Genomic DNA, 26018 nt, shown 5'->3' on the forward strand with positions numbered 1-26018 from the left:
CGTGTCGGTGGTGCTCGATGGGTTTCCCGCGCCCGCGGGGGAGCGGGGCGGGAGCCGGAGCCGGCGCCTGGACGGCGGCCGGTTCCGGGGATCAGGGGATGTGTGGTGCGGGCAGCAGCCGCACCCGCGGGCCGTCGAGGATCCGGGCCAGGGCGAGCAGCACGCCGGCGCTGCCGGATCCCAGGTCGGCGTGGTACCGCTCCTCGCCGCCGCCGAGGAGGCGCAGTCCGCGCGGATGACGGATGGCGTATTTGGCCAGACCCGTGGCGACGCGCACGGCGGTGTCCAGCTCTGCGCCGTCGCTGTGCTGCGCGTGTTCGGCCAGGGTGTACGCCCAGCCGCTGACGCCCGTGTACAGGCCGGGTTCCGCCGCGCAGGTGAGCCGGCACATGGGCAGTACCTCGGGCAGCGCGCGCACGCAGCGCTCGTCGCCGGTCACCGCCGCCAGCCGGGTGAGGACGGTGGCCACTCCTGCCGAGCCCATCGACAGGTACGGCAGGATGCGCGTCTGTGTGTCGTCCCGGAAGAGCAGGCCGTCCGCGCCGCTGTCCACGGCTCGGTCCAGTTCGGCGTGCATGAGCGAGACGGCGCCCTTCAGATAGCGCGCTTCGCCGGTGTATTGACCGAGTTCGAGGAGGAACAGCGCTGTTCCGGCCAGTCCCGAGGCCAGGCCCGGGGTGCCGGCGTCGGCGAGGACGTGGTCGCGGTGTTCCCCGGTGAAGGCGTCGCCGAGTTTGGTGGCGACCGTCAGCCGGCGTTCGTCGCCGAGGCGGGCGTGGAGGTCGAGGTGGACCAGTCCGATTCCGGCGGCGCCGTGCGCGAGATGGGCCGAGGCAAGGGCGAGTGGGTGGTTCAGGGCGGTGTCGAGGACGTCCTGCGCCTCGGTGTACAAGCCCAGCTCGGCCAACGTCCAGGCGAGGCCCGAGGTGCCGATCTGCAGACCCGGCGCGAGCTTTCCGGCCACGGCCAGGGCGTCACGGCGGAAGCGGTCGGTCAGTTCGGCGGGGATCTCCACGCCCGACTGGTGCAGGGCGTGCAGGACACCGGCGGTGCCGTGCTCCAGACAGTGCCTGTTCACGGCGTAGCCGCGCGGCGAGGGCGGGAAGACCCAGTCCCGGCCGTCCGGTCGGGCCATGTCCAGCAGTCCGGCGGTGATGCCCTCACGCAGCACGGCCAGCGACTGGCGGGGAGTGTCGTCGAGTTCGGCCGCGGTGGGCAACTCGTAGGCCGGATCGGGTATCTCGGGAGCCGCCGTGCCGTGGTGGCGTGTCGCGGTGTGCCACAGCTCGTCGGGGACGGGCACCTCTTGTTCGAGGTCCCGCCGGTAGAGGGCGGCCCGGCCGCGGGGGTCGCGCTCCAGGGGCTGGCTCAGCGGGAACAGCGCGCACAGCGCCAGACCGCTGAATCCGTACTCGTCGTCCTCCACGCCCGCCTCGGCGAGCGCCCGCGGCGGCTTGTAGCCGAGGGTACCGAGCGGGGACGGCTTGTCCTCGAGGGCGGTGGCGGTCTCGAAGTCGATCAGCCGGACGGTGAGGTCGTCCCGCACGACCACGTTGCCGTGGCTGAGGTCGCCGAAGCGCAGCCCGAGTGCGTGCAGCCGGTCGATGTCACGCCGCAGGGCGGCGAGCACGCGCTGCACCTGCGCGAAGTACTCGGCATGGCGTTGTGGGTCGATGCCGATGCGGCCCATCACGGTGTTCGCTGCGACCCACTGCAGGAAGCCGGTTCCCTCGACGAACTCGGCGACGAGGAAGTCGTGTTCCCACTCGGTGAAGTAGTCGACCGGCTCGGGGCACAGGCCGGGCGCCTGGGCGTGGATCCGCTCCAGCATCGCGTACTCGTGACGCAGCCGGTCGCGGGAGTCGGTGCCGTCGCCGATCAGCCCGTTGTGGGCGCGTGCCTCCTTGACGAACACTGCCTGGCCGGTGTGTGTGTCGGTGGCCCGGTAGGTGCCGCCGCCGTTGCTGTGGCGGATGACCTCGGTGACCTCGAAGCGGTCGTTGAGGAGAATGGGGCCGTTGTGCTGCTCGGGCGGCGGGCTGAACGGGTCGTCGATCCCGGCCGGGAGCACGAACTGGGCGCCGCGTACGTCGGGTACGTCGTTGCCGTTCCCGTCGCGGACCAACGGCACCTCGGTCCCGTCCAGTTGGACGACTGAGCGCGGCAGGTAGGCGCCGTACCGGTAATAGACGACTCCGGTGTCGCCGTAGCGGCGATCGGTCAGCACATACGGTCCGACCTCGTCCTTGAGCTCCACGGCGAGCCGGTCCATGACCCGGCGGGCGGTGTCCTCGTCGGGCGGGTAGACGGCGCAGAACTTGCCGGCTTGCGAGCGGGCGGCGTGCTTGTGGTGGAACGCCTCGAAGAACAGCTGGGCCGCCAGGTGCTTGAACGCCAGCCTCTCCTCGAAGCACACCCCGGCGACGGTGTCGAGGGTGTGCTGGAGCCTGGCCTGCGTGGTGGAGACGTGCACCTTCCAGCCCTGCCGCGCGATCAGCGGTGCGGCCGGCTGCCAGTGCCTCCACACGCCGTCGGCGGTGCCGGTCCAGCCGTCGGGCACGCCCCGTGGTGCGTACCGCTCGCCCACCTCATGGGCGCGTTCCAGCGGAACGTAGAACTCGTCGTCCGCCATGGTGAGCCAGAAGTCGAGCACGTCCACTCCCCACAGATGTGCGTTCCGGGAGTTGGTCCCGGCGCTTGCGGAGGACACTATGAGCAGCCAACTCCCGCCTGAACCCGCCCTTTTGGGCGGCTTGCCGTCCGCCACACGAACCCTCCATCTCATGGATGATTCGTGAAGATCCCATATGCTCACGGGTCTGGGCACCGGGCCGTGATCTGGGTACAGTCCTGCGCGCTGGGAACGACCGTCCGGCTGTTCGAGGGGGAGTTCGTGAGCGTCACCGGCACACCGATGCCCGTCGTGGCCGAGGACCTGCGGTCGGCGTTGGCCGGCAACCGGCTGGTGAACCTGACGGGGCCGCTGGGAGTGGGCAAGAGCCGGCTGGCGGCGGGGATCGGGCCCGCGGCATGGGTGGATCTCGACGGGCCGGACTGGTTCGACGTTCTGAAGCGGGCCTTGGCCGACTCGGAGTTACGGCTGCTGGTGGTGGACAGCGCGGACAGCAGTCGGCGCAGACAGGCTCTTCGCGAGGCGCTGGGACCCACTCCGCGTCCGGTCGTCCTCGTCATCAGCCGGATGCCTCTCGCCGCCGACCCCCGGTGGACGGACGCCGGTGCCGTGACGGTCACGATGGGCCCGGCCTGCGACGGCCGTATCGGCCTGCGGGCAGCCGCTCTTGACCCCGATGCGCGAGCCTTCGTGACCCGCCTCGCCGGCGGTATCCCGCTGCTGGCCGACGCCGCCTGCCGTGCCCTTGCCTCGGGCGCCTGCACGACCGATCCGGGCGCGGTGGCCGACCGGGTGGCGGAGGAGGTCCTCGGGCGGCTGATCCGCGAGCTGCCGGGCCGTCAGTGGCAGCACTCCTTGCGCAAGCTCGCCACCGTCCGGACCGGCGACGAGCATCTGCTGCGTGGTGGCCCGGACCACTTCACCTCCCTGGCAGCCCTCAGCGTCATCCGGCGCGGCCGTCTCGGGCTGGAGCTCGTGGAGCCGTACCGGGCCCTGTTCGAACTGGCCTATCAGTGGCGCAAGCCCCAGTCGCACAGGACGACCCGCACGCGTGCCCGCGACTACCGCCTGGCGGCACTCGCCACCGCCGACCAGTCCGGACCTCGCGCCGATCTCGCCGAAGAAGGCCTGTTCCTCAGCGGGGACCCGCTGCTGCGCAAGGAACTCTTCCCCGCGCGAGAGAGCCGCGTTCACATCCGAACGGCCGGTGACCAGGACGCCGACGGCATCGGACGGCTGATGCGTCAGTGGGCGGTGCACAGCGGCTTCGACCGCCGACGCTGCGACCAGCTGACCGAGAGCTGGGCCGGCGTGGACATCACCTCCTTCCGCGTCGCGTGCGATCCCGACGGCAGGATTCTCGGCCTCGCCAGCCTCATGCCGGTCACCCCGAGGACGGCGGACACCCTCCAGCCCCTGCTCCAGCAGCACACCGACGCGGCGCAGTCAGGCGGCCACTTCCTGGGAGCCGCCCACTGTCCCGCCACGCCCGTCCGGGCTCTCCTGCTGCGCCACATCCTGCGCCACGCGGTGGAAGGCGGCCGCCTCATCGTCTCCACGGCCAACCCCGACTACCAGACGTTGGTCCGGGGCCTCGGCTTCACCATCCACGGCGGTATCAGGGACGACTTCTACCGATGCGGCAGACCCCCCGAGGTCTCCTCCCACGACTTCGCCCCCGACCAGCTGCCGCACTGGCTGAGCCGACTGGCCGACCGACCGCCCCACCCGACCGCCCCTCGCCTGCCCGGTCCCCGGCTCGCCCCCAAGGAACTGCAGATCCTGCTGGACTACACCTCCGGCCTGACGCTGAAGTCCGCAGCGCGCAGGGCAGGCGTCACACCGAACACCGCCAAGCACTACCTGAACCGCGTCAAGGCGAAATACCGCCTGGCCGGGCGGCCCGCGTACACCAAGATCGACCTGGCTCAGCGCGTACGCGAGGACGGCCTGCCCGGCACCGCTTAACGACACAACGGCTGGGCGTCGGCAGGAGAAGCCCGGTGATGAGGTCCCGCCCCTCGCAGTCCTTGTGCTCCACATGGTGTGGCCGCCGTGTCCCGTGGGCGGGCGGGCACGGCGGCGGCGGTGACGGCCGAGGACATCTCGGCTCGCATCGGGCTCAGCATGGCCGGCAGTGCCTGGGCGATGACCGACCGCGCGTGTCCGGCGCCGCCGCCCGAACCCGAGTGGCGCGGACTGGTGTGCGAAGTGACAGATCCCCCGCGGGCTGCGCTTCAACGGACAATGAATACGAACTTCCACTTCCGCGTTGTGCCGCCCCCGGCCCTGCGCAACAGTGCGACCTGGATGCGGCGACTGTTCGACGACGGTCCCAACGCCGTTCGGGGACGGATGGGCAGGCACCGTGAAGAAGTCCTGGACGGCAGCTACCTCGACCATGAGGTCTTGTACACCGGTGTGCCGCCCCATGAGGTGGCGCGCGGCCCGCAGGCCCAGGTGGTCCTCGGCGGGAGGCCGATCCTTCACCCCGATCCCCGCAAGGCGCCGTTCCTGCTGCTGACTCCGGGACGCACGGCCCAGGTCGCAGCCTACCTCGCCACCGCGGACTTCGAAGTGCTGTGGCAGTGCGCCCGCAACAACCTCATGACGGGAACCGCATGCCCTGAGGAGCACAAGCGTCAGGTTCTGGCTTCGGCCCATGAGAACCTGACCGTGTTCTATGCGACGGCCGCCGTCCGTGGGGACGCGGTCGTGAAATGGCTGGAGACCGGGAACGGCGTACATGCCTGAGCCATCGGTCACAGCAGACGGTCGGCGGTAGGGCGACCGGCGGTGACGGCCCGTGATGCGCGGCGACTTCTTCGAGTACACGATCAGTCTGGTCGGTCTCGGCCCGTGGGCCCGGTCTTGAGCTGCTCGTCCGACGGCTGCGGCGGTATGCCGGGAAGTTATGGCGCACTGGTGACGGTTCCTTCGCCGTGCCGATCGCGCAGTGCGTGGGCGTAGTCGCGTAGCGACGAAAGCGCCAGGCCTTCGAACTCTCCGAGTGGGCGGCCGAACCAGTCACCGGCAAGAGGACCTGCCGGACGAAGGATCCCGCCGTCGTCCGGCGCCCTGCGCCGGAGGTTCAACGATCGGTCTTCAGAAGTGGTCTGACGTCGCACGGATGTTCACCGACTCCCTCGCTCGAAGGGTGCTCGGCGTAGTCGCGTAATGCCCATGACGTGGACGCCTCTCTCTCGTGACGCCGCGGTGAGCGGCCGGCACGAAGGAGACGTGGACCCGTGAACGATTCGAGTGCGAAGACGGCGACGGAATGGCTGGCGTCGGTCGCGCCCGATCCGCGCGCCTGCCGTGAGCAATGGGAGGACAATCCCTTCGCGACCGTGCTGCTCCCGGCCGGCCTGCGCTGGGACGTCCTGCTCGTCCCCGGACGGCTCGGCTACTCGGCCTTCGACCTGCTGAGCCGGCGCGTCGAGATGCCCGGGCCTGTCCTGGCCGACATCGGCGGCACCCGGATCGGCTTCTTCGTCCCGCCAGGCTCGACGGATCACCGACCGCCCCACAACGCGAGCCGAGGCGCAGGCTTCGGCACCTGGATCTGCGTACCTTGTCCCGACCGCGCCGCGCACGGGACGCGCTGGCTGGTGCCGCCGGACGGCACCGGCACCCTCAACGAGCCGGCCGTGGTCGAAGAAGTCCTGCACGAGGCTGCCGCCCGCCTGACCGTGGCATGACGCACGCCGCCGTCCGGCGGCGGTATCTGACAGCGACCGCACCGCCCCTGCCGGACTCAGCCGCTCGAAACTGAAGTGCCTGGCCGTCAGACAGGCGACGCGCGGCTTCCACTGCGAAGCCCGCTGGCTGCGGTACGCCCGTGCGCACCTCCAGGTGGAGCCCCGCAGGACGAGGAACAAGCCCTCGCCCAGATCCAGACAAGGTGCGGCTGGCAGCGGCCATCCCCGCCGGTGCCATCTTGCTCAAGGGGGGAGCGGCAGATCGGCTGGGCGAGATTGAGGGGAACGCCGTATGACGTTCGTCCCGGAGGGTGCGAGGGCCACCGGACCGAGACGGTGAGGCCATACTCATGGGTCCTGGGCTTGGTCGCTGGGATGGAGCTGCTCGGTTCGGCGGGTGTCTCGACCGGTGTGTCGTACCGAGCCTTTTGGTGACCTCGTCCTCCCAGCCGGCGGAGGTCGCCGGCCCGGATGTCCGGGCGCTGTAGGGGGACAACGCCTCGTGAGAACCGCCGACTTGAAGCCGAGGGCTACATCTAGCTCCTCTTCGACCTGCGCATGTCGAACGGCAACCCGACCACCCCAGTGCTACGGCGCCTTGCGTCCGGCGAACGCGCCAGAGTCGCGGCATACCCCAAAACCGTCACCCATGCCACTGCGACCCTCTCCGCCCTCCAAGCCTCTGAGCTCTTCGGCTCGCGTACCGTCACCGCCGCCCAGCGCGCAACCACGGTTGTTCTCATCTCTGCCAGAGAACCGTTTCTGTGAAGCGGGCGTTGTGCCGGTCATGGAACCAGCGCAGTCAAGAGTCGTACGTCCTTGGCCACCACGGCGCTGTCGGATGCCTGCCGGATGAGTCGCGATTCACCCGTTCTTCGAAACGCACCGTACGAGGCGGGCGCAGCTGCTTCCCGCTCACCGGACGCAGAAAAGAAGGATCACTGGCGTGTGGGACCTTGCAATCTGGCTTGTGACCAGTCGAGCGCTGGGGTGCTGGCATGTGGCGCCCCGGGGCGGCTGCTCGATGGGGCGGCGGTATGGGCCGCCCCGGTCATCCGTCCGTCGTACTTCCGCAACCCTCCCAGATTCCGGCTGCCTTGGTCAGGACCTGCTGGACGGTCGTGAGGTGGCGGTGCTCGACCATCTGCGTGAGGACGGGGGCGAGGCGCTGTTGAAGTCGTACGGAGGCCACGCCGGCGGACAGGTCGAGTGCCCGGCTGGTCACGACCGCGGCTTCTTCGGCTTCGCCTGCGGTGAGGTAGGCCTTCGCGAGCCATGACATGAACAGCGCCTTGTCCCGGGCGCGGGTGTCGTCACAGCGGGAGAGGGCGTCGGTGAGGACGGGGACGGCGCGTAAGGGACGCTGGAGTTCTGTCCAGCATCGGCCGGTCATGATGTCCAGCTCGGTGTGGTTCACCCAGGCCGCCCAGTCCGGCTGGCGTTGCCCGTCACGCTGGTCGTGGAGGGCCGTACGTGCGGCGTCGAGCGCGGCCGTGGCCTCGTCGGCCCTGCCCGCGACGGCGCAGACGAATGCCTTCCGCTCGTGGAGCAGCGCCTGGACGCCGGCCGCAGTGCCGGACGTAATGGTTGCGCAGCTGGTCGTGGCGATCTCGACCGCGGTGTTCGGCTCAGGCGTCTGATAGGCGAGGAAGGCGAATGCGTTGCCGAGGAGGGCGCCTTCATCGGCCTCGAGGGCCGCGTCTTTGCTTACGTGGAACAGGCCTGCGGCTTCCCCCGTCCGGCCCGCGTCGAAAGCAGCCCAGCCTGCCTGCTGTGCCTGCTCGGCAAGCAGTGCGATGGTGCGGCGGCGCGACTCCGGGGTGAACGTGGAAGTGCGGAGCAGCACACGGGTGGTCTGGTATTCGGCCAGGTAGACGGGGTAGGTCTCGACGCCGCCGAGGACGTCGTCCAGACGACGCAGGCGTGAGGTGCGCCGGTGCAGTTCGTCGACGAAGTCGAGGCAGACGTGTTGGGGCGCACCGGGCGGGTTGAGAGCGGGGACGGGGGCGGCATGGCCGGCAAGACGAGGGGGAGGTGTGGTTGCTTCCCAGGGGCGGGGCGCCAGACCGACCATGCGGCCGGGGATCCGGAGGGCATCGGCGACCTGTGCGATCTTGCCGAACGAAGTGATCCTTCCCTCGCCCCTGGCCAGCGTGCCGACCCGGCTGGGGTTGAGATCGCACTCGGCGGCGATCCGGCAGTAGCTGAGACCGGCGCGCGTTCGCGCGAGGTGGAACACCGTCCCGAAGTCGTGCGACGCGAGCGCGTCCTGCATCTCCGGGTCGGTCAATAAGTCTTGGGGCAGTGCCGTCGGGGGCTGGTGGGTCATCGCACTTCCTGCTCGCAGAATCTGGCCGATCACCGAGAGCGATCTGTACCCATCGTGAGGGCACCCACACAGGATGCGGTCGTTTCAGGAAAGTTTCATCCTGGACCCACACCGTGCTGCTGGTGGCAGTGGCATCGACGACCAGCGCGGACGGTGAGCCGGCGTCAGACTGTCGGCTGGCCGAAATGCGTGTGTCCCTGCCGTGGGTGTACCCATCCTGGGGAAGCGGCTCGTCACAGAAACGTTCACCCTGGCAGCAGCAACCAGTCCCGGTCGGCGATGACCTGCCCGCCTGCCGGGCATGACTACTGCCGAGGAGCCGTCAGACGTGGAGCTTGCCCGACCTCTGCTCACACCGGAAGTATGGGAAAAAGCGGCGTGGACGCCCCCCGTTGAGGTGACTGCATCGGCTGTGACGACGGGAGCCGAAAGGACCCTGGCCGTCGAGCATTGGCTGCTGACCGCGGCTGCCGACGTCGCCCAGTCCCGGTCGGCCTGGAAGGAAGGAGCCCTGACGCTCCTGCGCTGCGGCGCCCGCTTCACCGCGGTACGCATTCCCGGCGACACCGTCCGGGCGGCGGCAGGCAGCAGCACCGCCGGCGTGGTCGACGCCTTCCTCGCGGAGTCACTGGCCGGGGGCCCAGTCATCGCCGACCACGGCCAGCGCTCCTATTACGCGCTGGTGCCCCGAAGCGCCGGCAAAAGCCGGCGGCACCCTGGGTGCGAGGCGCTGGAGCCAGGGACGTGGATCGCGGTGCCGCCTGTGCGCCGCACCGCGTGTACGAACGGTGAGGCGTACTGGGCGGTCCCGATGAGCGAACCGGGCCTGCTGTGTCATCCAGGCCTCATCGCTGCACTCGCACAGCCGGCCGCTTCCTTCGGTCGTGCCGATTCAGCACAGCGCCGCGTGTGAGGCGGGTGGGCGACATCGATGGCCCAAGCACCCACGGCCACGACACCGTTCGGGAGGCTGTGATGCCTGTGTCCCGCAGCGTTCGGCCGCCGACATGGACCGGGGCGACGTGGCAGCAATACCTGGCCGCGCTCTACGAGGACGGTCTCGACGGCACGAGCCGGGCGGCCATCCTTGCGCTCGGAGCCGCACGACTTGCCGTCAACCGTGCCCTCCAGGGGCAGGTGCCCACGACGCAGGACGTCATCTCCGTCGCCTTCCGCGAGTTTGCCCTCCCACTCGACGCAGACGAGGCGAGGCAGGCCCTGCAGGAAATCAGCAGAACGGATGGGTGACCCGTACGACCCCTGGGCCCTGCGGGACCGCAATCCCCCCATTCGGGTCACGGAAGCGGTCACTGGCCATCTGGTGCGGCGAGGCCCCTCACTCTACGCCTGGCCGCACCTCGACCGAGCCCGCCGAACGTACCCCCGGCGGCGGGCTCCGGGGGCTGCCGGACCGGCACAGCGCAGGCCGCCAGTTCCGGCAGCCCCGCCGCACGGGCCCCAGCGGGCGCTTGATCACGCCCTGGGAAGGGGAGGGCGGTGCCGAACGTGCAGCGGTCCGGACAAGGCAGCAAGCCGGTGCTGTGGCTGCGGCAGGTGCCGGTCGTCGCATGGACGGTCTCCAAGAGTCTTGCGCGTTCCCTGACGCTGCCGTGGGTGTTCCGGCGGTGGTTCCTGCCTGGCGGGCCGGAGCCCCGTCACCGGCAGACGATTTCGGCATCGGGACGATTTCAGGCAGTCACCAGTTGTCCGGTCCGGTGTTCCCCCAGCGTGAGCCTGGTGGACAAGGGTCCCCGCGACGGACTCGGAGGACCTGAGCGATCCATCCGCAAGCATCACCAGCATGAGGGACCGGCCCGTGGTACGTGGTCCACCAGTCGTGCTGGATCTGCCCCGGCACAATCCCGGCCACACCGTTGTGCTGGCGGCGGGTCATATCGGCCTGCGCCACTTGGACTCCGGCGACACTGGGCGTCCGGTGCGAGGCATCTCGCGATGGCGTGATCCTCCGCCCGGCAGGCGCAGGAACGTTCCGCCACGCACGCAGGACGAACACGTAGCAGGCTGGTTCTCTGCACCGGAGGCGTCCTCCAGCGCATCCCGGCGAGGCTTCCTACGCCGACAGCAAGACGCTCGTCGAAGCCGCACACTGCTCTCCACAGCTCTTCCGTCCCCGCGCAACCGGTGGGCCGAGGAGCCCCGGGCGCCAGTGGCGAGCGCCAAGACGGCGTCGGCCGGGCGTTGCAGCATCCGAGTGCAAGGACGCAGTGCACAGCCCGACGCCCTCATGCGCCCTCCCCGTCCGCGAACCACGTCCCAGACGAGGGAGCACGCGTCCCATCGGTCGCCCGATCCCCACCTTTCTGAAGGGGGGAACCTTTCTGCAATGGCAGTGACGTGTCTCGCGCGAGCAACGCCTGGCCAAGGAACGGGGAGTCCAACCAGTACGCGCCGAGCAGTGATGCCTGTGCAAGTGTTCCCATGCCCGGCCAACGATGAAGATCCTCATCCGGCATGCATCTCTCAACTGATCTACGCTCCGTTCACCTGCGGGATGAACGGACGTCCGCCGGGCTCTCCGATCCGTCAAATACGCAGCAGACGCACTTCGGTTGGACGACGAGTAGGGCACCGCGGCTGGCGGAGGCCGGACTTCCTGGCCCCCCGCGGGCAGCCGTCGCGCCGTACTCGTATCCAGGCCCTGGTGAAGGCCGGACGGGCTGGCCGGGCGGGGGTATTACTCGACCGCGGCGGCGAAGGACTGCTCACCGGGCTCGGGCCGACCATGCGGTGGCGGCCGCGGATACTCGAGATCGACCACGAAGTCCCACTGGATGGGCGCGATCTGGTGTTCGTGGGTCGGCCCCGAGCGCCGACCGGCACCGCGCCCTGGCGAGTCTTCTCGGTACCACCCGGGCGGCCTCTTCGCGCGTGTCGAGGACGGCTGCACCACCGGCGAACTGGCCCGGCGCCCCGGCCGGCGTCCCCTCACCCACGGCCGGCGAACACACCTGCGCGCCCCTGGCGCGCACCGCCGGAGTCGGCCCCCAGTGCCGCGCAGTCTCCGGTCCGCGCCGGCCGGACACACAGGGCTTGGCATAAACCGCTCAAGTAGAAAGCGCTTGCACAACGGTTGACGCCAGAGTCCCTCCGACGCCAGTCTGTGGCTCACAGCTCGGCAGGGAGCAGCCAACTGCGCCCTCTGGTGCGGCGTTGGTGCATGTCCATTGAAGTTTTAACCGGTTCAATCAGTGACGGCCCAGGCGCCTCGTCTGCGGCCTCCGTTGCCTGCGGCAGACGCCACGGCCCGGGAAAGGAAGGCACAATGAGCACACGAAAAACCCACCGCAGGAAACGCGGCCGCGTCGTCACCGCGTTGGCAGGCGCAACGGCGCTGATCGGCGGGGGACTCACCGTCGTGATGCTGACCGGTTCGGCCTCGGCGGCCCCGGCGGCAGGCTCGTACACCCTCAAGAACGCGGGCAGCGGCCTGTGTCTGACGGTGCCCGGAGCGAGCGCCTCCGCCGGTGTCCAACTGGTCCAGGACACCTGCACCGGAGCTGCGGCGCAGACGTGGAAGGTCGCGGCGTCCGGCGGCGGCTACACCCTGACCGCCGCGCACAGTGCCAAGTGCACCGGCGTGCGGGACGCCTCCACCAGCGCGGGCAAGGCGGTCGAGCAGCAGAACTGCTCCGGCACAGCGACTCAGGTATGGAAGCTGACGCAGATCAGCGGCGACACATACCAGGTGATCAACAGCAACGGCGACAAGTGCCTGAACGTCAAGGACAGTTCGACATCCGCGGGCGCCGTGGTCCAGCAGAACTCCTGCGACTCGGTGATCAGCAAGCGCTGGACTTTCACCGCCTCCGGCACGGTCCCCACAGACCCGACGCCGACGCCGACCGAGCCGACACCCACGCCGACCACCACACCGCCCTCGGGTTCGTGGCCGACGGCCAACGGCAGTCAGGCCGTGTCCTCCACCATTCAGGTCTCGGGCACCTACGACGGCGGCATGAAGCGCCTCTACGGCAGCGGTGACCTCGGCAGTGGCGACCAGAGCGAGAGCCAGCCGCCGATGATCCGCCTAGCGAACGGCGCGACCCTGCAGAACGTCATTCTGGGTGCCCCGGCCGCCGACGGCGTCCACTGCGACGGCGCCTGCACGCTCAAGAACGTCTGGTGGGAGGACGTCGGCGAGGACGCCGCCACCTTCCGCGGCAGCTCCAGCTCCCTGGTCCGAACGGTCGAGGGCGGCGGCGCGAAGCTGGCCTCGGACAAGGTCTTCCAGTTCAACGGCGCCGGCACCCTGGTCATCAAGGGCTTCCAGGTCCAGGACTTCGGCAAGCTGGTCCGCTCCTGCGGCAACTGCTCCACGCAGTACGCCCGTCACATCCAGATCTCCGGGACGAGGGTGACTGCGCCGGGCGACACCCTGGTTGGCATCAACACCAACTACGGTGACACGGCACGCCTCTCCGACATCGCCATCTACGGGGACTCCGGCCGAGACATCGACATCTGCACCAAGTACAAGGGAACGACCAGCGGCGAGCCGACCAAGATCGGCACCGGCCCGGACAGCACGAACTGCCTGTACACCTCCTCCGACATCCGCTACGTCAACTGACAGTCCGTCACCCCCTGCCCCGGCTCCGGGCCGACACCCCGGAACGCACGAACAGGCCCCGGCCGGACTCCCGCCTGGCCGGGGCACCTCGGGCTGACCGCAATTGGTGCACCCTCGGCCCTGCCGGGGGGGGGGGCAGGAGCCTGCCGAGGCCACCATCGGCGATGCAGGTGAGGCAGTCGCCAGTCAGCGCGATGGTTTCGTCAGTGGAAGCGGGCAACGTTTGTCGACGGTTTCGGGTAGCAGTTGGCTATCAGACAGTTCGGAAATGTCGATGAGAACTGACAACCCTGCGAGCTCTTCCTGGTGTCAGCGGGGAGCGCATACTGTGCGGTGTGGCGACTTACAACAGCATCGGTGCGACCTACGCTGACACCCGGCGACCGGACCCCCGAATCGCGGCCAGGATCCATCAAGCCCTCGATGGTGCCACCAGCGTGATCAACGTAGGAGCCGGCACCGGCTCCTACGAACCGTCACACACGGTGCTGGCCGTTGAACCCAGCTCAGTGATGATCGCCCAGCGCCCAGCCGGATCCGCACCGGCCCTCGAAGCATCCGCGGAATCGATCCCTCTCGCCGACGACTCGGCCGATGCGGCGATGGCCCTCCTGACCGTGCACCACTGGAGCGACCTGGAAGCCGGCATCGGCGAACTCCTGCGCATCGCCCGGCAGCGTGTCGTCGTCCTCACCTTCGACCCCGACATCAACCACAGGTTCTGGCTGCTGGAGGAGTACCTGCCCGAAGCAGCCGCGTTCGACAGCACACGAGCCGTCGCGGTCGACCGCTTGGCCAGGCTGCTGGGAGGCGCCCGCATCGAAACCGTCCCCGTTCCCCACGACTGCACCGACGGATTCCTCGCCGCCTACTGGCGCCGACCCGAGGCATACCTCGACCCCGAAGTGCGGGCCGGCATCTCGTTGTTCGCCCAGACCAGCGACGAAGTCCTCCAGCCGGGCCTGGCCCGGCTGGAGGACGACCTGTCCTCCGGCCGCTGGCACGAACGCCATGCCGACCTGCTCGGCCTCGAAGCCCTCGACGCCGGCTACCGGCTTCTCGTGGCCGACCTGTAGAAGCAGGCGAGCCGTCTGACCGGACACCCAAACCTGCGCAAAGATCGCCCTGTGACGAGAGGCGGCGGTCTCGGCCCTGAGCGACAAGTGGTGTCGGATTCCGTCAACAGAACCAGCTCAAAGCCGAGTCAAGGTGCTGGGTTCTCTGTGAGCAGCCTGCGGCCCAGCGGCGTGAGAGAGCAGGGTGCGCGTACCGATGCGAGTGCACTGGGCCGGGCCTGCCTAGCGCAACACCTTGTGGTGGTGGCTGGTTGCCGCCGGGGACAGGCCTATGGAGCGGGCGAGTTCACCGGCGGACGGTCCGGGGCGAGGCCGAGTTCGGCATCGGCGTACTCGACCATGGCTGCGAGGCGTCGGGAGAGTCTGTGAGCAGGTCGCAGGTCGCAGGTCGCAGGTCGCAGGTCGCAGGTCGCAGGCCCGGGGCTGACTGCCGTTCGCCACAGGGCCTCCGCCTGCAAGACCAACTGCTGCGCCCGGTGTCGCACGAACCGATCAGCGCCCAGGGGCACTCCGCCCCGTGCCGGACCCCCATGCCGGGTCGTGGCCGCTTCTCGCGCCGTTCCCGGCGCCCCTTTTGCGGGCTCGATCGTTCCGTCTACGGGAGCATCCCTTATGGCTCCCGTCCCACAGCCGGTCCCGTCGGCGAGTAACCAGTGATCTCGTCGGGCTTGATCAAGCCGTCCTCGATGGCCCGGGCCAGCATGTCCGCCTTGGTCGGCGCGGACCTGCCGACCTGCGCGTATTTGACTCTCGCCCGGCGGATGTACACGTCCACAGTGTGCACGGACACGCCCATGCGCCGGGCGACCGAGGACTTCGACATGGACTGGAACCACCACAGCAGGGCCGTACGCTCCTGCGAGGACAGTTTGGGACGGCCCCCGCCCAGGTCGCCGACGAGGACTCCGGCCGCGGTGGGCGTGACGTAGGGCCTGTCTCCTGCCGCCGCGAGGACGGTGTTCATCAGGTGGTCCCGGCCTTCGTTCTTCGCGACGAACTCGCAGGCGCCTGCCTCCAGCGCGTCAAGAACCGTCTGCTGGTCGGTGAACTGCGAGAAAGCGATGACCCGTTGGCCCGCCGCGGCCAGCTTGGCGACCCAGGGGAGTGCGAGCGTGCCGTGCAGGTTCAGATCGAGGATGAGGACATCCGCGATGCCGGGCTCCACGTCAGCGTAGTCGCCGGTGTGGCACACCGAGATGCGGGGTTCCTCGGCGAGCCAGGACTTGACGCCTTCGATGACGACGGGATGATCGTCGACGATGGCGACGGTCACGGGGCCGGTGGTACTGGCCATCGGGTCTCCCACCACAGATTTTCCTCCTGATCGAATACGGCGGATTCCGTGAGCGTGCCGGGTGAGGCGGCAGGTCTCTGCAGCGGGGCGTCCGTCAGCACACTCACCACGACGTCGTCCGGCGTCGCCACCACGGTCTCCCGCGCTCGGGCTGCTGCGGCGGCCATGGCCAGGAGCGGTCCTTCCGCCAGTTCCCTGCGGACGGATGCCGGCAGGTCGGGCACTTCGCCGTAACTGAGGAGAGTCACATGCACGCCCCGTTCCTCGGCGACCGCGGCGCAGGCCCGCAGCTCGTGCAGGAGCGGGTGCGGGGTGTCGTCCGTCTCCACGAACAGCCTGCGCAGGCGGGCCGCCTCCACCGCGGCGCGTGTGCGTACGAGGGCGTCCTCCGGGTCCAGTCGACGCGTCGCCAGCCCCCGCAGCAGCGGCTCCAATCGTGTGCGCAGGTACTCGTAGCGCCGCTGCCGCTCGGTGTGCACCGTCTCGTGCGCGGCGGCCCGGGCGAGGTGCTCGGCCCGTTCCGCCGCGATCGCGGAGGCTTCCCCGGCGCCTTCATTGAGCTGCCGCGCCAAGTAGGCGAAGGTCAGCTGGATACCGGCGGTGGTGTACGTGGTGGCCAGCAGACGTGAGAAGGCGACCTGGTCAAAAGCGCCGTCGGCGGCCAGAAACCACGCCGTGACAGCCGTGTTGGCGCACAGCAGAGCGACCAGCTCCCGCAACGGACGCTGCATCAGCAGCAACACGCCGAACCAGCCCACAGTGTTCGCCGCCCAGCTGACACTGCTGAGTTCCCCGCCCGGAGGGTACGAGGCAGCGGCGGCGACACCGGTCACGACTGCCACACCGGCAAGCGACCGAGCGACGCCGGCTTCGAGTCGGCGGCGCAGCAGCAGGACGGAACCGACGGTCTGGATGACCGCGAGGATCACCCAGGCGCCCGCGGCCACGGCCTGCGGCTCGTACGTCGGCCACCCCCTCATCACCACAACGGTGTCCAGAGCCAGATGCCAGACGCCGACGATCGACACGAGCCCGATGTTGACGGCCTTGGCGAAGCGTGCAGCGACCGCGTCCTCGACGCCGTCGACCGTCATGGCTGCCACCTCAGCTCGATGCGCGTGCCCGCGCCGGCGGACGACACCGCTCGGGCGCTGCCGCCCACGGCCCTCATCCGGCCGACCACCGACTCCCTCAGTCCGCGACGGTGCGCGGGAACAGCGTCGGGGTCGAATCCGACTCCGCTGTCGGTGACCTCGACGACGACACCCTGCCCCAGGGGCCGGGCCGCGACCCGTGCGGCGCGGCAGTCCGCGTGCCGGGCCACGTTGGCGAGGGCCTCATGGACGGCCCCCGCAAGGGATTCCACGACGTCGTGGGGCAGGTCCAACGGTGGCAGGTCGCACTCGATGTCCAGCGGCCGGTCGCCGGCGCGATGCGCCTGTACGGCGGAGCGCAGCGCGACATCCAGCCGTGCCGGGCGGCGCGTCGCGGCACGCGCCGCGCGCGGGTCCGCCTGCAGGTCCTCGATGACGGCCAGGTCGGCCGCGGCCCGTTGCGGCAGGACGGCCGAGGCCCGGGTGATGCTCCCGGTGCCCACCATCGTGAGCGTGGCCAGCACGGTGTCGTGCAACAGTCGCTGCTGGTACAGCTCGTCGGAACGGGCGGCCGACCGGGCCCGGGCCGACGCGCGCAGGGAAGCCTCCTCGAGCAGAGCCACGTCCGCGCTGTGCGCTCCACGACGCAGCAGGGCGATCACCACGGCGGCGAGCAGCCCCTGAAGGACCAGGATCGCTGAGGCCTCCCGCGGGCCGGCGCCCACGGCATGAGCCGCCGCGATGGCCACGGCGGCAGTCATCGCCAGGGGCTGGCGCAGCATGAACTGCGCGATGAAGACACCGGTGCCGGCGATTATGTCGATCCAACCGCTGCCCGCACTCGCCACCAGGACCTCGGCCGGGACCAGACGGTCCTGCGCCAGGCAGAGCGCGATCACGACCACGGTGTCACCGGCGTAGAGCCAGGCAGATCGCTGCGGCCTGAGCATCACAACGGTGAACAGGCCGCTCCACACCAGCAGTACGACGACTGCGACGGCCACCCACCCCGAACGTGCCGGCGGTGCGAAGCCGACCACAGCGACAACAGCCGCACCAGCGGCACTCGTTGCCCTCAGTGCCGCGACGAGGCGAGCGACCCTGCGCCGTAGTTGAAGCTGCGCTGGTCCCTCGGAAGGGATGGGGGAACCGCCATCCAGATCCCCGAGTCCTCTGAGGACAAGAGGACGCAACGCATGTCTCACGATTTCCCCCGTACGTCGCCATGGCGGCCGTCTCCCGGCGGAAGCGGCCGCGGGCGCGGTCACAGGAGAGCCAAGCTAGCCCCGGCTTCACCTGCAATGAGGCCCGTGGGACCGAATCCGAACAAGAGCCGTACATGAGTGACGTGGCGGCGACGTTGTCACGCGTTCGTGTGACATGCCCTCACCGGCCCGCGCTCCTAGTCTTCGATACCGGAGCGGGCGGTCCGCTCCAACTGCCGAACCAGAGCCGCACGTTGGCCGTAGCACCGGACAACGTCCTTGCCTGCGCGCGGAAATGCTCGGTCTCGACTCAAACCGACACACCTACCGGGGGACACCCATGGCTGGACCACGCAGACGAATCGTCCTCTTCCTCGCCGCGCTCATGGCGGCCGTACTCACGGGCCTCACAGCCACGCCGGCCAGCGCGGCCCCGACGCGGACGAACTCGGACCTGTCCCGTGTCATCTTCGTCCACGGCTTCGCGCCGACCGGGAAGCACAGCTCCTGCAGCAGCTACTTCTCGAACGCCCTCTCCCACTTCAGGAACCGGGGATGGAGGGGGTCGCTGCTGACCTTCGGCTACTACGCGGGCCAGGACGGCTGCTCGAAGAACTACGCCGGAAGCCGCGACACCTCGCTGAAGACCGTGGCCAAGGCATTCGCGAACTACGTCTACAGCTACTCCAGAAACAACATCAAAGTCGACGTCGTCGCCCACTCAATGGGCGGGCTCGTGGTCCGCGCCGCGCTGTACTACACCGCCAGGCACGCCTCGGGCTTCCCGCCGCGCCTCTACATCGAGGACGTGGCCACGCTCGGCTCCCCGCACGCCGGTACCGGCTGGGGCACCGCCTGCTCCACCCTCGGCTGGCAGCAGTGCAAGGACATGAAGCCGGGCAGCCCCTTCCTGACGGCACTCGGCTCCTCGATGCCCAACTCCGCCATGGGCACCGACTGGACCACGCTCGGATCGTACGATGACGAGATCGTCTCCGAGACCTCCGCCGTCGCCGGCACCGCCGAACACGAGTGGCAGTACCACCCTGACGCCAACATGAGCCACAGCGACCTCAAGAACGTGACCACCGGTTCGTACAAGGCGCGGCGCAAGATCACCGCGAACGGGGCCACATGGAGCGGCTGGGGGACCGGCTACGCCGCACCGGTGTCCCTTGCCCGCACCGCCGTGTTCTACCACTCCACTTCCTGATCTCCGCCATCGCCACCACACCTGCCAGGGCCCCCGCGATCCGTGATCGCGGGGGCCCTGTCTCTTTGGCCAAGGGGAACGGGGGTGTGTCGAGTCGGAGAGCCGGGCCGCATGGCGAGGGCGGCTGATCCGCTGCAGCAGCGGCTCCGACTCGCGTGCGCACCGCCCGCGGTAGGGGGAGCCCGGGTTGTCGTGGGCAGGTTGGGGGGCTGATGCTGGTCAGTTGCGGTGCGAATTGGGCGTGTTGAGGGAGCGATCGGCCGGTCTGGGGGGTCATCAGTGGGGCAGGGTGCTGCCGAAGGCGAGGCCGCTGATTCCGGTTCCTCCGCCGAGGTTGCTTTGCGAGACGGCTGTGGCGGGTTCGAGTGTTCCGGGTTTGACCTTGAGGATGGGTGACGGTTCCGGCTCCTTCGCCGGGTGCTCCGACGAGGGGTTCTACTTTGCCGTCGCCGTTGGTGTCGAGTGCGCCGACGGTCCAGCCGAAGTGGTTGCCGATGGCCACGGTGCCCGGTACTTCGGTGACGTCCTGGTGGATCGTGAGGAGTCCGGTCGGTCGGCGAGACCAGGACGCCGCTCGCCACGCGTCTGGCAGGTCACCGGACGCGCCGTGACTGGCCCGTGGGCAAGTGGATTGCGGATCTCAAGTCGCTTGGCCTGGAGCCCATCCTTGACTGGCTGTTTTCTATCCGGCCGTGTGATCGGCGGGGTTCGAACAGGAACCTGGTTCGGGTGAGGTTTTCGGGGTGGAGGCATGGAAGCAGGGCCTCTTGGTAGCTCGCGGATGTCGAGTCCAGCGAGAACCAAGAGGCCCTGTTGTCGAAGTGTTTCGCGTGGTCGTGGTTACCGAGTCCAGTTCGTCCACTCGTGGGTGTGACTGCCTCGCGCACCGGTTCGGGAACGCTGTCGACCGGCCGGATCGCCGGCCTCGGTACGGCTCGGACATGAGTGATGCCGAGTGGGTCCTGGTCCGGGATCTGCTGCCGGTTCCGGGCTGGCCGGCGGGCCGTGGCGGGCGTCCGGAGGGCTACTGCCACCGGCAGATGATCGACGCGGTGTGCTACCTGGTCGACAACGGCATCAGGTGGCGGGCGATGCCGTCCGAGTTCCCGCCCTGGCCGCGTGTCTACGCCTTCTTCACCCGCTGGCGGGACGCCGGCCTCGTGACCGAGTTGCACGAACGGCTCCGCGAAGCCGTCCGCACCGGCGAGGGCCGCAGCCCGGAACCCAGTGCCGGGATCGTGGACTCGCAGTCGGTGAAGGCGGACACCACCGTCGTCCACGCCTCACGAGGGTTCGACGCAGGCAAGAAGGTCAACGGGCGCAAGCGGCATCTGCTCACCGACACGCTCGGACTTCTGCTGAACGTGCTGGTCACACCGGCATCCACGACCGACCGGGACGCCGCGCGAACGCTTCTGCCCGCGGCAAAGGAGGATTTCCGGCGGCTGGCGCGAGTCAGGGCCGACGGCGGCTACACCGGCCACCTCACCGACTGGACCAGCCGGCATCTCGGGCTCGTCCTCGACATCGTCCGCCGACATGCGAACGTCCAAGGAAGCGCTACAGCCGACGCCTCCGCCGCGTCTTCTATTGTCCACCCAGACCAGCATCATCCGCGAAGGCCCCAACCGCGACTAGTCTTTCCAGAGGCGCCCGGCTCGCTGTACGGGACACCTCCGCTCGCGCGGAGCGCACTTCGTGACCTGCGGCGTCAGAGCGTCTTGGTAATCGCTTTGCACGGTGGCGCTGCTCTGGGAGTCGCGTCGGTCAGCGTGGTCCTATCCAGGGCCGTGGCGGTCTGACAGGGGGTAACTCTCCTGCCTCCTGCGAGGTTGGGGTGCGCTGGTGTCGTACCCGTCCGCTAGCGCGGAGCCCCAGCAACAACGCGGACGGGGGTGCGGAGCCGCGGCCAGGGGCGGTGTCCACACCCGGCAGAAGGTGCCCGGCGGTGGCAGCATCGGCCGGACGCGTCCGCCGGCAGCCGGGCGGCGTGCAGTTTCGCCTACTCTCTCGTGGTCTTGGTGCCTGGGTCGGCCTCATTTGCCCAGCGCTGGGCCTGGGTGAGGTTCTCGGCGGTGCCTGCGGGCTCGTAGGCGAACCCGTTCCACTCCTCTAGCGCCCGTGGCTCCTGGGGCTGGAGGTGACTACCGCCGCCGTGCAGCGGCCGATGCCGACGCCAGACGTCCATGGGCGGGCGTCGCCGCTTGTCGTACGCCGCGAGCGGGTCACCGTCGTCCACGCGCGGGACGGCACGGGACGGCTGGTTCGGTGGTCCGGGTCGGGAATGCTTGCCCATGATGTCGATGGTCTCAGGCCGCGACGGTGGTCGGCCGGGCCGCGGCGAGATCCTTCGCGCGGGTGCGGACCTCGTCGACCGCGGCGGTGCGGTACCGGCGGGCGGCGTCCAGCAGGGTGTTGAGCCGGGAGGCGACCAGCGTGGAGTCGATCCGGGCGGCCTCCTCCAGCGCCTGGTGGGCTGCGGCGGCGCCCCGCTCCGGCTCGTTCTCCGTGAACAATGCGGCGGCCAGGCCGATGCGGTCCATGACCTCCACCCGTTCGAAGCCGGGCCTGCGCAAGGCGATCGCGTCAGTGAAGTACCCGCTGGCGCGGCGGGGTCGGCCGATGCCGGCGAGGTCGCGGGCGGAGACGGCGCGGGCGCCGGCGTGCTCGGCGGCGTCGAAGTACGCCACCCATTCCGGCACGTCTCCAAGCCTGGCGGCGAGCAGTTCGTCAGCGGCACCGAGGTGCCGCTCGGCACGCTGAACGTCGCCGAGGGCCGCGTGCACGCGCCCGGTCTGGGAGGCGACCAGCGCCTTCGTCGCGGGAAGCGTGGCCTTCCTCGCGGCCACACCAAGGAGACCGAGGGCGTCCTGGGGTTGTCCGAGATAGATCATCTGGTGGGACATGCGGGTGACGATCTCCACCCCGCGGTCCGGTTGCTCTGCCTCGGAGGCGGCGTAGATGCCGTACGACCAGTACCGCTGGGCAGTGGCATACCGGCCGCAGTCGTGGCTGACCCAGCCTGCCAGAGCGGCGAGGTCGGCGGTCGCTGCGAACACCCGGGCCTTCAGGGAGGCCGGGACGCCGTCCTGGATGCGGCGGGCGATTTCGGCGAGCTGGGCGACGATCGCCGAGCGGTACAGGCCGCCGCCCTTGGAGGCGTCGGCCTTGGTGAAGAACGCGGTGAGCTGTTCCAGCGCCGTGGTGGTGTCGGCGTCGAAGCCCTTGGTGGCGCGGTTCAGGCGGCGGGCACCTCCGCCCAGCATCCGCTCGGCTGCCAGGATCAGCGGGGCCCCGAGGGCGAGCTTGAGGGTCTCGCGGCGGTCGAGGAAGAGGTCCATCTGCGTCCATCCGGCCAGCGTCTGGGCGGCTGTCTCGGTCAGCAGCGGGAGCTGGATGCTATCCAGCGTCGGCCCGGCGGTCGTCAAGCCTAGATCACCCAGGGTGATCGGCTGACCGACCGCCTCGGAGATCACCGCAGCGAGTAGGGCTGGGACTGGCGGGCGGGGGCGTTCACCGTCGATCCAGCGCCGGACGCGGGTCGCGTCGGGTGCGATCTGTCGGTGACCTTGGGATTTCGCTTCGGCGGCGATCCGGCGGGCGATCTCGCTGTGGGACAGGCCGGTACCCGCAATCCAAAGTGCGAGGTGCGGGTTGCTCGATCTGCCGGTCATCGCGTCTCTCGCCCTCCCCGACTCCACTGTCACCGAGCGTGGCAGTTTCGCCACGGTTCGCGGCACCCACGGTACTGGCCAAAGGGCGGGGCAGGGGCGGATTCTGCTCAGGCGGTAGCCGCCCGGGCTATCCGCATGAGGCAAGGGGAAGGGAACTCGCATGGCGACGCATGCACCCCAGGCTCCGTGGGCGATGAGGCTGGTCACCGACCGGCTTACGGTCGGCCCGGCGTCGTACGCCGCGGTGACGCTCGACGCGGCGACGCAGACCGCCGTCTACACCGACACCGCCGGCCAGGTCGTGGAGATGGGCAAGCACGGCACCTCCCGTACGACCGGAACGGCCTCGGTGTCCGGTGGCGGTGACGGGCAGAACCCGCAGCCGCAGACGCAAGACGACCACACCACCGACTACGAGTCGGACTGATGCGATGACGGCTCCTCTCGTCCTGGTTATCACGTCCCTGGAGGACTTCACCGCCGACCGGGTGATCGCAGCACTCAACGAGCGCCAGGTGCCGGTCGTCCGCGTCGACCCCGCCGACATCGGCCCTGGTCTGTCCTTCGGCGCCCGTATCGGCACCGGGGCGCCTGCCTGGAGCGGGCGGCTACGCACGACCAGTCGCGAGGTGGAGCTGGGGGAGGTGGCGGCGGTGTACTACCGCCGCCCCACCCCGTACTCCGAGCGGTACTGCCACCTCCCGGCCCAGCAGCGCGACTTCGCGGCCGCCGAGGCCCGGCACGGGCTCGGCGGCATCCTGAACCACCTGCATGGCGCAACGTATGTGAACCACCCCGGCGCGGTGACGGCTGCCGACTTCAAGCCCGCCCAGCTCCAGATCGCCGTCCAGCTCGGTCTGATCATCCCCCCGACGCTAGTCACCAACGACGTCGCGCAGGCGCGGAAGTTCGCCGCCGATCACGGGCCCGTGATCTACAAGACGTTCCGAGGCCTGCCCCGGGACGAGGACGGGCACACCGGAGCGATCTGGGCCCAGCGCGTCGACCCCGACACCTTCGACGACTCGCTCGCGGTGACCGCCCACCTGCTCCAGGTGGAGATTCCCAAGGCCGGCGACGTCCGCGTCACCGTGGTGGGGAAAAAGGTGTTCGCCCAGCAGATCGCCGCGCCAGACGGCGCGCTGGACTGGCGCCGCGGCGACTGGGACCAGCTCCAGCACGCCCCCGTCACCGTGCCGAGCGCGGTCGAGGCCGCACTGCACAGCTACCTCGCCGCGTTCGGCCTGGTCTTCGGCTGCTTCGACTTCGCCCTGACCGGTGACGGTGACGACCCTGCGGACTGGGTGTTCATCGAGTGCAACCCGAACGGCCAGTGGGGCTGGCTGCCCGACGCCGGCGCCATCACGACGGCGTTCGCCGACATCCTGAGCACAAGCACGGAAGGAGGCGCGGCTCGATGACGATGCCCGCCGACCTGGAGACCGACGCCGCCCGGCTGCGCGAGGCGATGGCGACAGCCCTCGCCGCCGACGGCGTCCTTGCCGATCCCGGCTGGCGGGCGGCAGTAGAGACGGTGCCGCGGCACCGGTTCGTGCCGGGCTTCTACCTGCCCGCCGACGAATGTGACGGGCAGGGACTGACGGTGTGGGAGCCGGTCACCGCCGAGACCGACTACGGCCGGTGGCTGGCCGCCGCCTACTCCGACACGACGCTCATCACGCAGTTCGACGGCGACGAACCGACTTGGAAGAACCCGCAGGTGCGGCACGGCGGAGTGCCGACCTCGTCGTCCACGCTGCCGTCGCTCGTCGTACGGATGTGGACGGACGCCGATGTGCAGGAAGGGCACACGGTGCTGGAAATCGGCACCGGCACCGGCTACTCCACCGCCCTTGCGTGCGAACGCCTGGGGTCGGCTGACGTCACCAGCATCGAGATCGACCCTCACCGGCTGGAGCAGGCCGCGAGCGCGCTGTACGGCTGCGGGTACACGCCCACCCTGGCGGTGGCGGACGGACTGTACGGCTACTGGCCGCAGGCGTCCTTCGACCGCATCGTGGCTGCCTGCTCCTTCCGCGCGGTGCCGCCCGCGCTGCTGGCGCAGGCCCTGCCGGGCGGGAAGATCCTTCTCACCCTCTCGGGCTGGCTCTACGGATACGCACGCGTCCTGCTCACCGTGAACGCCGACGGCACCGCCGAGGGCCAGCTCCTGGGCGGCACCGTCTCCTTCATGTCCGCCCGCACTCATGCGGCGCCAGCGTTCGGCAACCCCGCCCACTGGGCCGCGGTCCTCCCCGCAACCGGCCGGGTGTCCCGGCACTCCCCGGAGCGGATCACCGCCGGGACCGAGGAGGCGTTCCACCTGCGGTTCCTCGTCCAGTGCGCGGTGCCGGACGCACAGATGACGACCGTCGACGACGTCGTGCACCTGGTCGACGTCGTGACCGGCTCCGCTGCCACCCTCACCCCGGTCGAGGACCGGTGGGAGGTGCGCGAGGGCGGCCCCGTCAAGCTGTGGGAGCGGGTCGAGCGGGTGCTGTCCGCGTACGACGAGGCGGGCCGGCCCGGGCCGGAGACGTTCACCCTGCACGTCTACGACGGCGGGCAGCACCTGCGGCACCCCAAGCTGCCTGGACTGCCGCTCCCGAGGCCCTGACGGGCGGTAGTCTCCAGGCCCCGCGCGGGGGTGTGGGGACCTCCGGCCCGGTGGGGTGCGGGCTCCGGGTCACCACGCGGGGCGCACGGCATCAACGGCATGGGTGGCCGACGTCGACGGAATACCTCCGCTCGCGCGGAGGGCGTGAACCTGGTCTTGGCGCCCGCGCCCGCGGAACACCTCTGCTCGCGCGGAGCCCACCACGACATCGGCGCCACCAGCACCGCGTCCGCCGGGACACCTCCGCTCGCGGGAGCCCACGCGCGCGGCGCGAAGTAGAGCGTGAACGTCAGCGGGACACCGGTCAGCAACGACGGCTTCATGAAGGCGGTCGAGGGAACAGCAGGTTCGGCCTGTGCGCCTTTATGGCCGGCGGGGCGGTCGAGGGGGGTCGATGGCGTGGCGTTCTTGCGCAGGTGAGTTTGGTCCTCGGCTTCGGTCCGGCGCCGGCCCGGCCGCTTTCGCGCTTCGAGGGCCTGATGACGTGGCGCTGGGGGCTGCTGAGTCGGGAGCGGTCCGCTCGGATGCCGGGAGGTTGGGCCGGCAGGGGAGCGCTTGTGCCCATCAGGCCGCGTCGGAGGTCTGCGAAGTC

General features: G+C 69.8%; 21 protein-coding genes and 1 pseudogene. 14 read left to right on the forward strand and 8 right to left on the reverse strand.

Annotated elements, in window-relative coordinates; all coding sequences use genetic code 11:
* Positions 1 to 91: 91 nt before the first annotated feature.
* Positions 92 to 2653: a class III lanthionine synthetase LanKC gene (lanKC, locus tag RKD23_RS39020; RefSeq protein WP_424858075.1), complete on the reverse strand. Its 2562-nt coding sequence runs from the start codon at positions 2651 to 2653 to the stop codon at positions 92 to 94.
* Between the two features lie 180 nt (positions 2654 to 2833).
* On the opposite strand from lanKC, the gene RKD23_RS39025 reads away from it, so the two are divergent.
* The 3 genes from RKD23_RS39025 to RKD23_RS39035 all read left to right on the forward strand — a co-directional run bounded on the left by RKD23_RS39025 (position 2834) and on the right by RKD23_RS39035 (position 6333).
* Positions 2834 to 4600, forward strand: a complete 1767-nt coding sequence (locus RKD23_RS39025; RefSeq protein ID WP_424858076.1) for a hypothetical protein — start codon at positions 2834 to 2836, stop codon at positions 4598 to 4600.
* A 120-nt stretch (positions 4601 to 4720) separates the two neighbouring features.
* Positions 4721 to 5386: a DUF1877 family protein gene (locus RKD23_RS39030; RefSeq protein WP_424858077.1), complete on the forward strand. Its 666-nt coding sequence runs from the start codon at positions 4721 to 4723 to the stop codon at positions 5384 to 5386.
* 494 nt (positions 5387 to 5880) lie between these two features.
* Entirely contained in the window at positions 5881 to 6333 is a 453-nt protein-coding gene (locus tag RKD23_RS39035) for a hypothetical protein (protein WP_424858078.1), read from the forward strand.
* Positions 6334 to 7384: 1051 nt separating this feature from the next.
* Here RKD23_RS39035 and RKD23_RS39040 read toward each other — a convergent pair.
* Complete coding sequence (locus tag RKD23_RS39040) at positions 7385 to 8662, reverse strand: XRE family transcriptional regulator (protein ID WP_424858079.1); 1278 nt, start codon at positions 8660 to 8662, stop codon at positions 7385 to 7387.
* A 301-nt stretch (positions 8663 to 8963) separates the two neighbouring features.
* Here RKD23_RS39040 and RKD23_RS39045 point away from each other — a divergent pair, with 301 nt between their 5' ends.
* From RKD23_RS39045 to RKD23_RS39065, 5 genes and pseudogenes are all read left to right on the forward strand, one after another.
* Positions 8964 to 9575 carry a hypothetical protein gene (locus RKD23_RS39045; RefSeq protein ID WP_424858080.1) on the forward strand — a complete coding sequence of 204 codons (612 nt, stop codon included), beginning with the start codon at positions 8964 to 8966 and terminating at the stop codon, positions 9573 to 9575.
* 62 nt (positions 9576 to 9637) lie between these two features.
* On the forward strand, positions 9638 to 9910 hold the full coding sequence (locus RKD23_RS39050) for a hypothetical protein (protein ID WP_424858081.1): 273 nt from the start codon (positions 9638 to 9640) through the stop codon (positions 9908 to 9910).
* Positions 9911 to 12041: 2131 nt separating this feature from the next.
* A pseudogene (locus RKD23_RS39055) lies at positions 12042 to 12482 on the forward strand (RICIN domain-containing protein); the annotation flags it as partial.
* Positions 12459 to 13253 carry a pectate lyase gene (locus RKD23_RS39060; protein ID WP_424858440.1) on the forward strand — a complete coding sequence of 265 codons (795 nt, stop codon included), beginning with the start codon at positions 12459 to 12461 and terminating at the stop codon, positions 13251 to 13253. The pseudogene RKD23_RS39055 and the gene RKD23_RS39060, both read left to right, overlap by 24 nt.
* Positions 13254 to 13690: 437 nt before the next feature.
* A complete protein-coding gene (locus RKD23_RS39065) occupies positions 13691 to 14329 on the forward strand; it encodes a methyltransferase domain-containing protein (RefSeq protein WP_424858082.1) in 639 nt (212 codons plus the stop codon).
* A 610-nt stretch (positions 14330 to 14939) separates the two neighbouring features.
* Here RKD23_RS39065 and RKD23_RS39070 read toward each other — a convergent pair.
* Genes RKD23_RS39070 through RKD23_RS39080 form a run of 3 tightly spaced genes read right to left on the reverse strand, consistent with a single transcriptional unit; the run spans position 14940 to position 17721 of the window.
* On the reverse strand, positions 14940 to 15623 hold the full coding sequence (locus RKD23_RS39070) for a response regulator (RefSeq protein WP_424858083.1): 684 nt from the start codon (positions 15621 to 15623) through the stop codon (positions 14940 to 14942).
* Positions 15599 to 16717 carry a hypothetical protein gene (locus RKD23_RS39075; protein WP_424858084.1) on the reverse strand — a complete coding sequence of 373 codons (1119 nt, stop codon included), beginning with the start codon at positions 16715 to 16717 and terminating at the stop codon, positions 15599 to 15601. Before RKD23_RS39075 ends, RKD23_RS39070 begins: the two co-directional genes overlap by 25 nt.
* Positions 16714 to 17721 carry a sensor histidine kinase gene (locus RKD23_RS39080; RefSeq protein WP_424858085.1) on the reverse strand — a complete coding sequence of 336 codons (1008 nt, stop codon included), beginning with the start codon at positions 17719 to 17721 and terminating at the stop codon, positions 16714 to 16716. The genes RKD23_RS39075 and RKD23_RS39080 overlap by 4 nt, the downstream gene beginning before the upstream one ends.
* A 541-nt stretch (positions 17722 to 18262) precedes the next feature.
* On the opposite strand from RKD23_RS39080, the gene RKD23_RS39085 reads away from it, so the two are divergent.
* Positions 18263 to 19135 (forward strand): esterase/lipase family protein, encoded by an 873-nt coding sequence (locus tag RKD23_RS39085; protein WP_424858086.1) that lies wholly within the window; start codon positions 18263 to 18265, stop codon positions 19133 to 19135.
* Here the strand turns inward: RKD23_RS39085 and RKD23_RS39090 are convergent.
* Positions 19038 to 19637, reverse strand: coding sequence for an FG-GAP repeat protein (locus RKD23_RS39090; RefSeq protein ID WP_424858087.1), 600 nt, complete (start codon positions 19635 to 19637; stop codon positions 19038 to 19040). The two genes, RKD23_RS39085 and RKD23_RS39090, sit on opposite strands and share 98 nt — an antisense overlap.
* 439 nt (positions 19638 to 20076) lie before the next feature.
* Between RKD23_RS39090 and RKD23_RS39095 the strand changes: the two genes are divergently transcribed.
* Positions 20077 to 20937: an IS5 family transposase gene (locus RKD23_RS39095; protein ID WP_424858088.1), complete on the forward strand. Its 861-nt coding sequence runs from the start codon at positions 20077 to 20079 to the stop codon at positions 20935 to 20937.
* Positions 20938 to 21137: 200 nt separating this feature from the next.
* Here RKD23_RS39095 and RKD23_RS39100 read toward each other — a convergent pair whose 3' ends face one another.
* Together RKD23_RS39100 and RKD23_RS39105 are read right to left on the reverse strand one after the other, a co-directional pair.
* Positions 21138 to 21431 carry a DUF6087 family protein gene (locus tag RKD23_RS39100; protein ID WP_424858089.1) on the reverse strand — a complete coding sequence of 98 codons (294 nt, stop codon included), beginning with the start codon at positions 21429 to 21431 and terminating at the stop codon, positions 21138 to 21140.
* A 13-nt stretch (positions 21432 to 21444) separates the two neighbouring features.
* Complete coding sequence (locus RKD23_RS39105; RefSeq protein WP_424858090.1) at positions 21445 to 22563, reverse strand: Tat pathway signal protein; 1119 nt, start codon at positions 22561 to 22563, stop codon at positions 21445 to 21447.
* 406 nt (positions 22564 to 22969) lie between these two features.
* On the opposite strand from RKD23_RS39105, the gene tgmA reads away from it, so the two are divergent.
* The 4 genes from tgmA to RKD23_RS39125 all read left to right on the forward strand — a co-directional run bounded on the left by tgmA (position 22970) and on the right by RKD23_RS39125 (position 25705).
* Entirely contained in the window at positions 22970 to 23236 is a 267-nt protein-coding gene (tgmA, locus tag RKD23_RS39110) for a putative ATP-grasp-modified RiPP (RefSeq protein WP_424858091.1), read from the forward strand.
* Between the two features lie 4 nt (positions 23237 to 23240).
* On the forward strand, positions 23241 to 24230 hold the full coding sequence (tgmB, locus tag RKD23_RS39115) for an ATP-grasp ribosomal peptide maturase (protein ID WP_424858092.1): 990 nt from the start codon (positions 23241 to 23243) through the stop codon (positions 24228 to 24230).
* Positions 24227 to 25426 carry an ATP-grasp peptide maturase system methyltransferase gene (tgmC, locus tag RKD23_RS39120; RefSeq protein ID WP_424858093.1) on the forward strand — a complete coding sequence of 400 codons (1200 nt, stop codon included), beginning with the start codon at positions 24227 to 24229 and terminating at the stop codon, positions 25424 to 25426. The genes tgmB and tgmC overlap by 4 nt, the downstream gene beginning before the upstream one ends.
* 144 nt (positions 25427 to 25570) lie before the next feature.
* The gene (locus RKD23_RS39125) at positions 25571 to 25705 is read left to right on the forward strand and encodes a hypothetical protein (protein ID WP_424858094.1); all 135 of its coding nucleotides are present in this window, start codon (positions 25571 to 25573) and stop codon (positions 25703 to 25705) included.
* Positions 25706 to 26018 lie beyond the last annotated feature (313 nt).

Origin of the sequence: Streptomyces sp. SAI-170, assembly GCF_049739565.1 — a bacterium.
In the GTDB taxonomy this organism is placed as follows: domain Bacteria; phylum Actinomycetota; class Actinomycetes; order Streptomycetales; family Streptomycetaceae; genus Streptomyces.

Coding starts and splice junctions, on each gene's coding strand:
- RKD23_RS39075 (WP_424858084.1), bottom strand. CDS start 16,717: ATGACGGTCGACGGCGTCGAGGACGCGGTCGCTGCACGCTTCGCCAAG.
- RKD23_RS39040 (WP_424858079.1), bottom strand. CDS start 8,662: ATGACCCACCAGCCCCCGACGGCACTGCCCCAAGACTTATTGACCGAC.
- RKD23_RS39100 (WP_424858089.1), bottom strand. CDS start 21,431: ATGGGCAAGCATTCCCGACCCGGACCACCGAACCAGCCGTCCCGTGCC.
- RKD23_RS39095 (WP_424858088.1), top strand. CDS start 20,077: ATGAGTGATGCCGAGTGGGTCCTGGTCCGGGATCTGCTGCCGGTTCCG.
- RKD23_RS39050 (WP_424858081.1), top strand. CDS start 9,638: ATGCCTGTGTCCCGCAGCGTTCGGCCGCCGACATGGACCGGGGCGACG.
- tgmB (WP_424858092.1), top strand. CDS start 23,241: ATGACGGCTCCTCTCGTCCTGGTTATCACGTCCCTGGAGGACTTCACC.
- RKD23_RS39045 (WP_424858080.1), top strand. CDS start 8,964: ATGACTACTGCCGAGGAGCCGTCAGACGTGGAGCTTGCCCGACCTCTG.
- tgmC (WP_424858093.1), top strand. CDS start 24,227: ATGACGATGCCCGCCGACCTGGAGACCGACGCCGCCCGGCTGCGCGAG.
- tgmA (WP_424858091.1), top strand. CDS start 22,970: ATGGCGACGCATGCACCCCAGGCTCCGTGGGCGATGAGGCTGGTCACC.
- RKD23_RS39070 (WP_424858083.1), bottom strand. CDS start 15,623: ATGGCCAGTACCACCGGCCCCGTGACCGTCGCCATCGTCGACGATCAT.
- RKD23_RS39085 (WP_424858086.1), top strand. CDS start 18,263: ATGGCTGGACCACGCAGACGAATCGTCCTCTTCCTCGCCGCGCTCATG.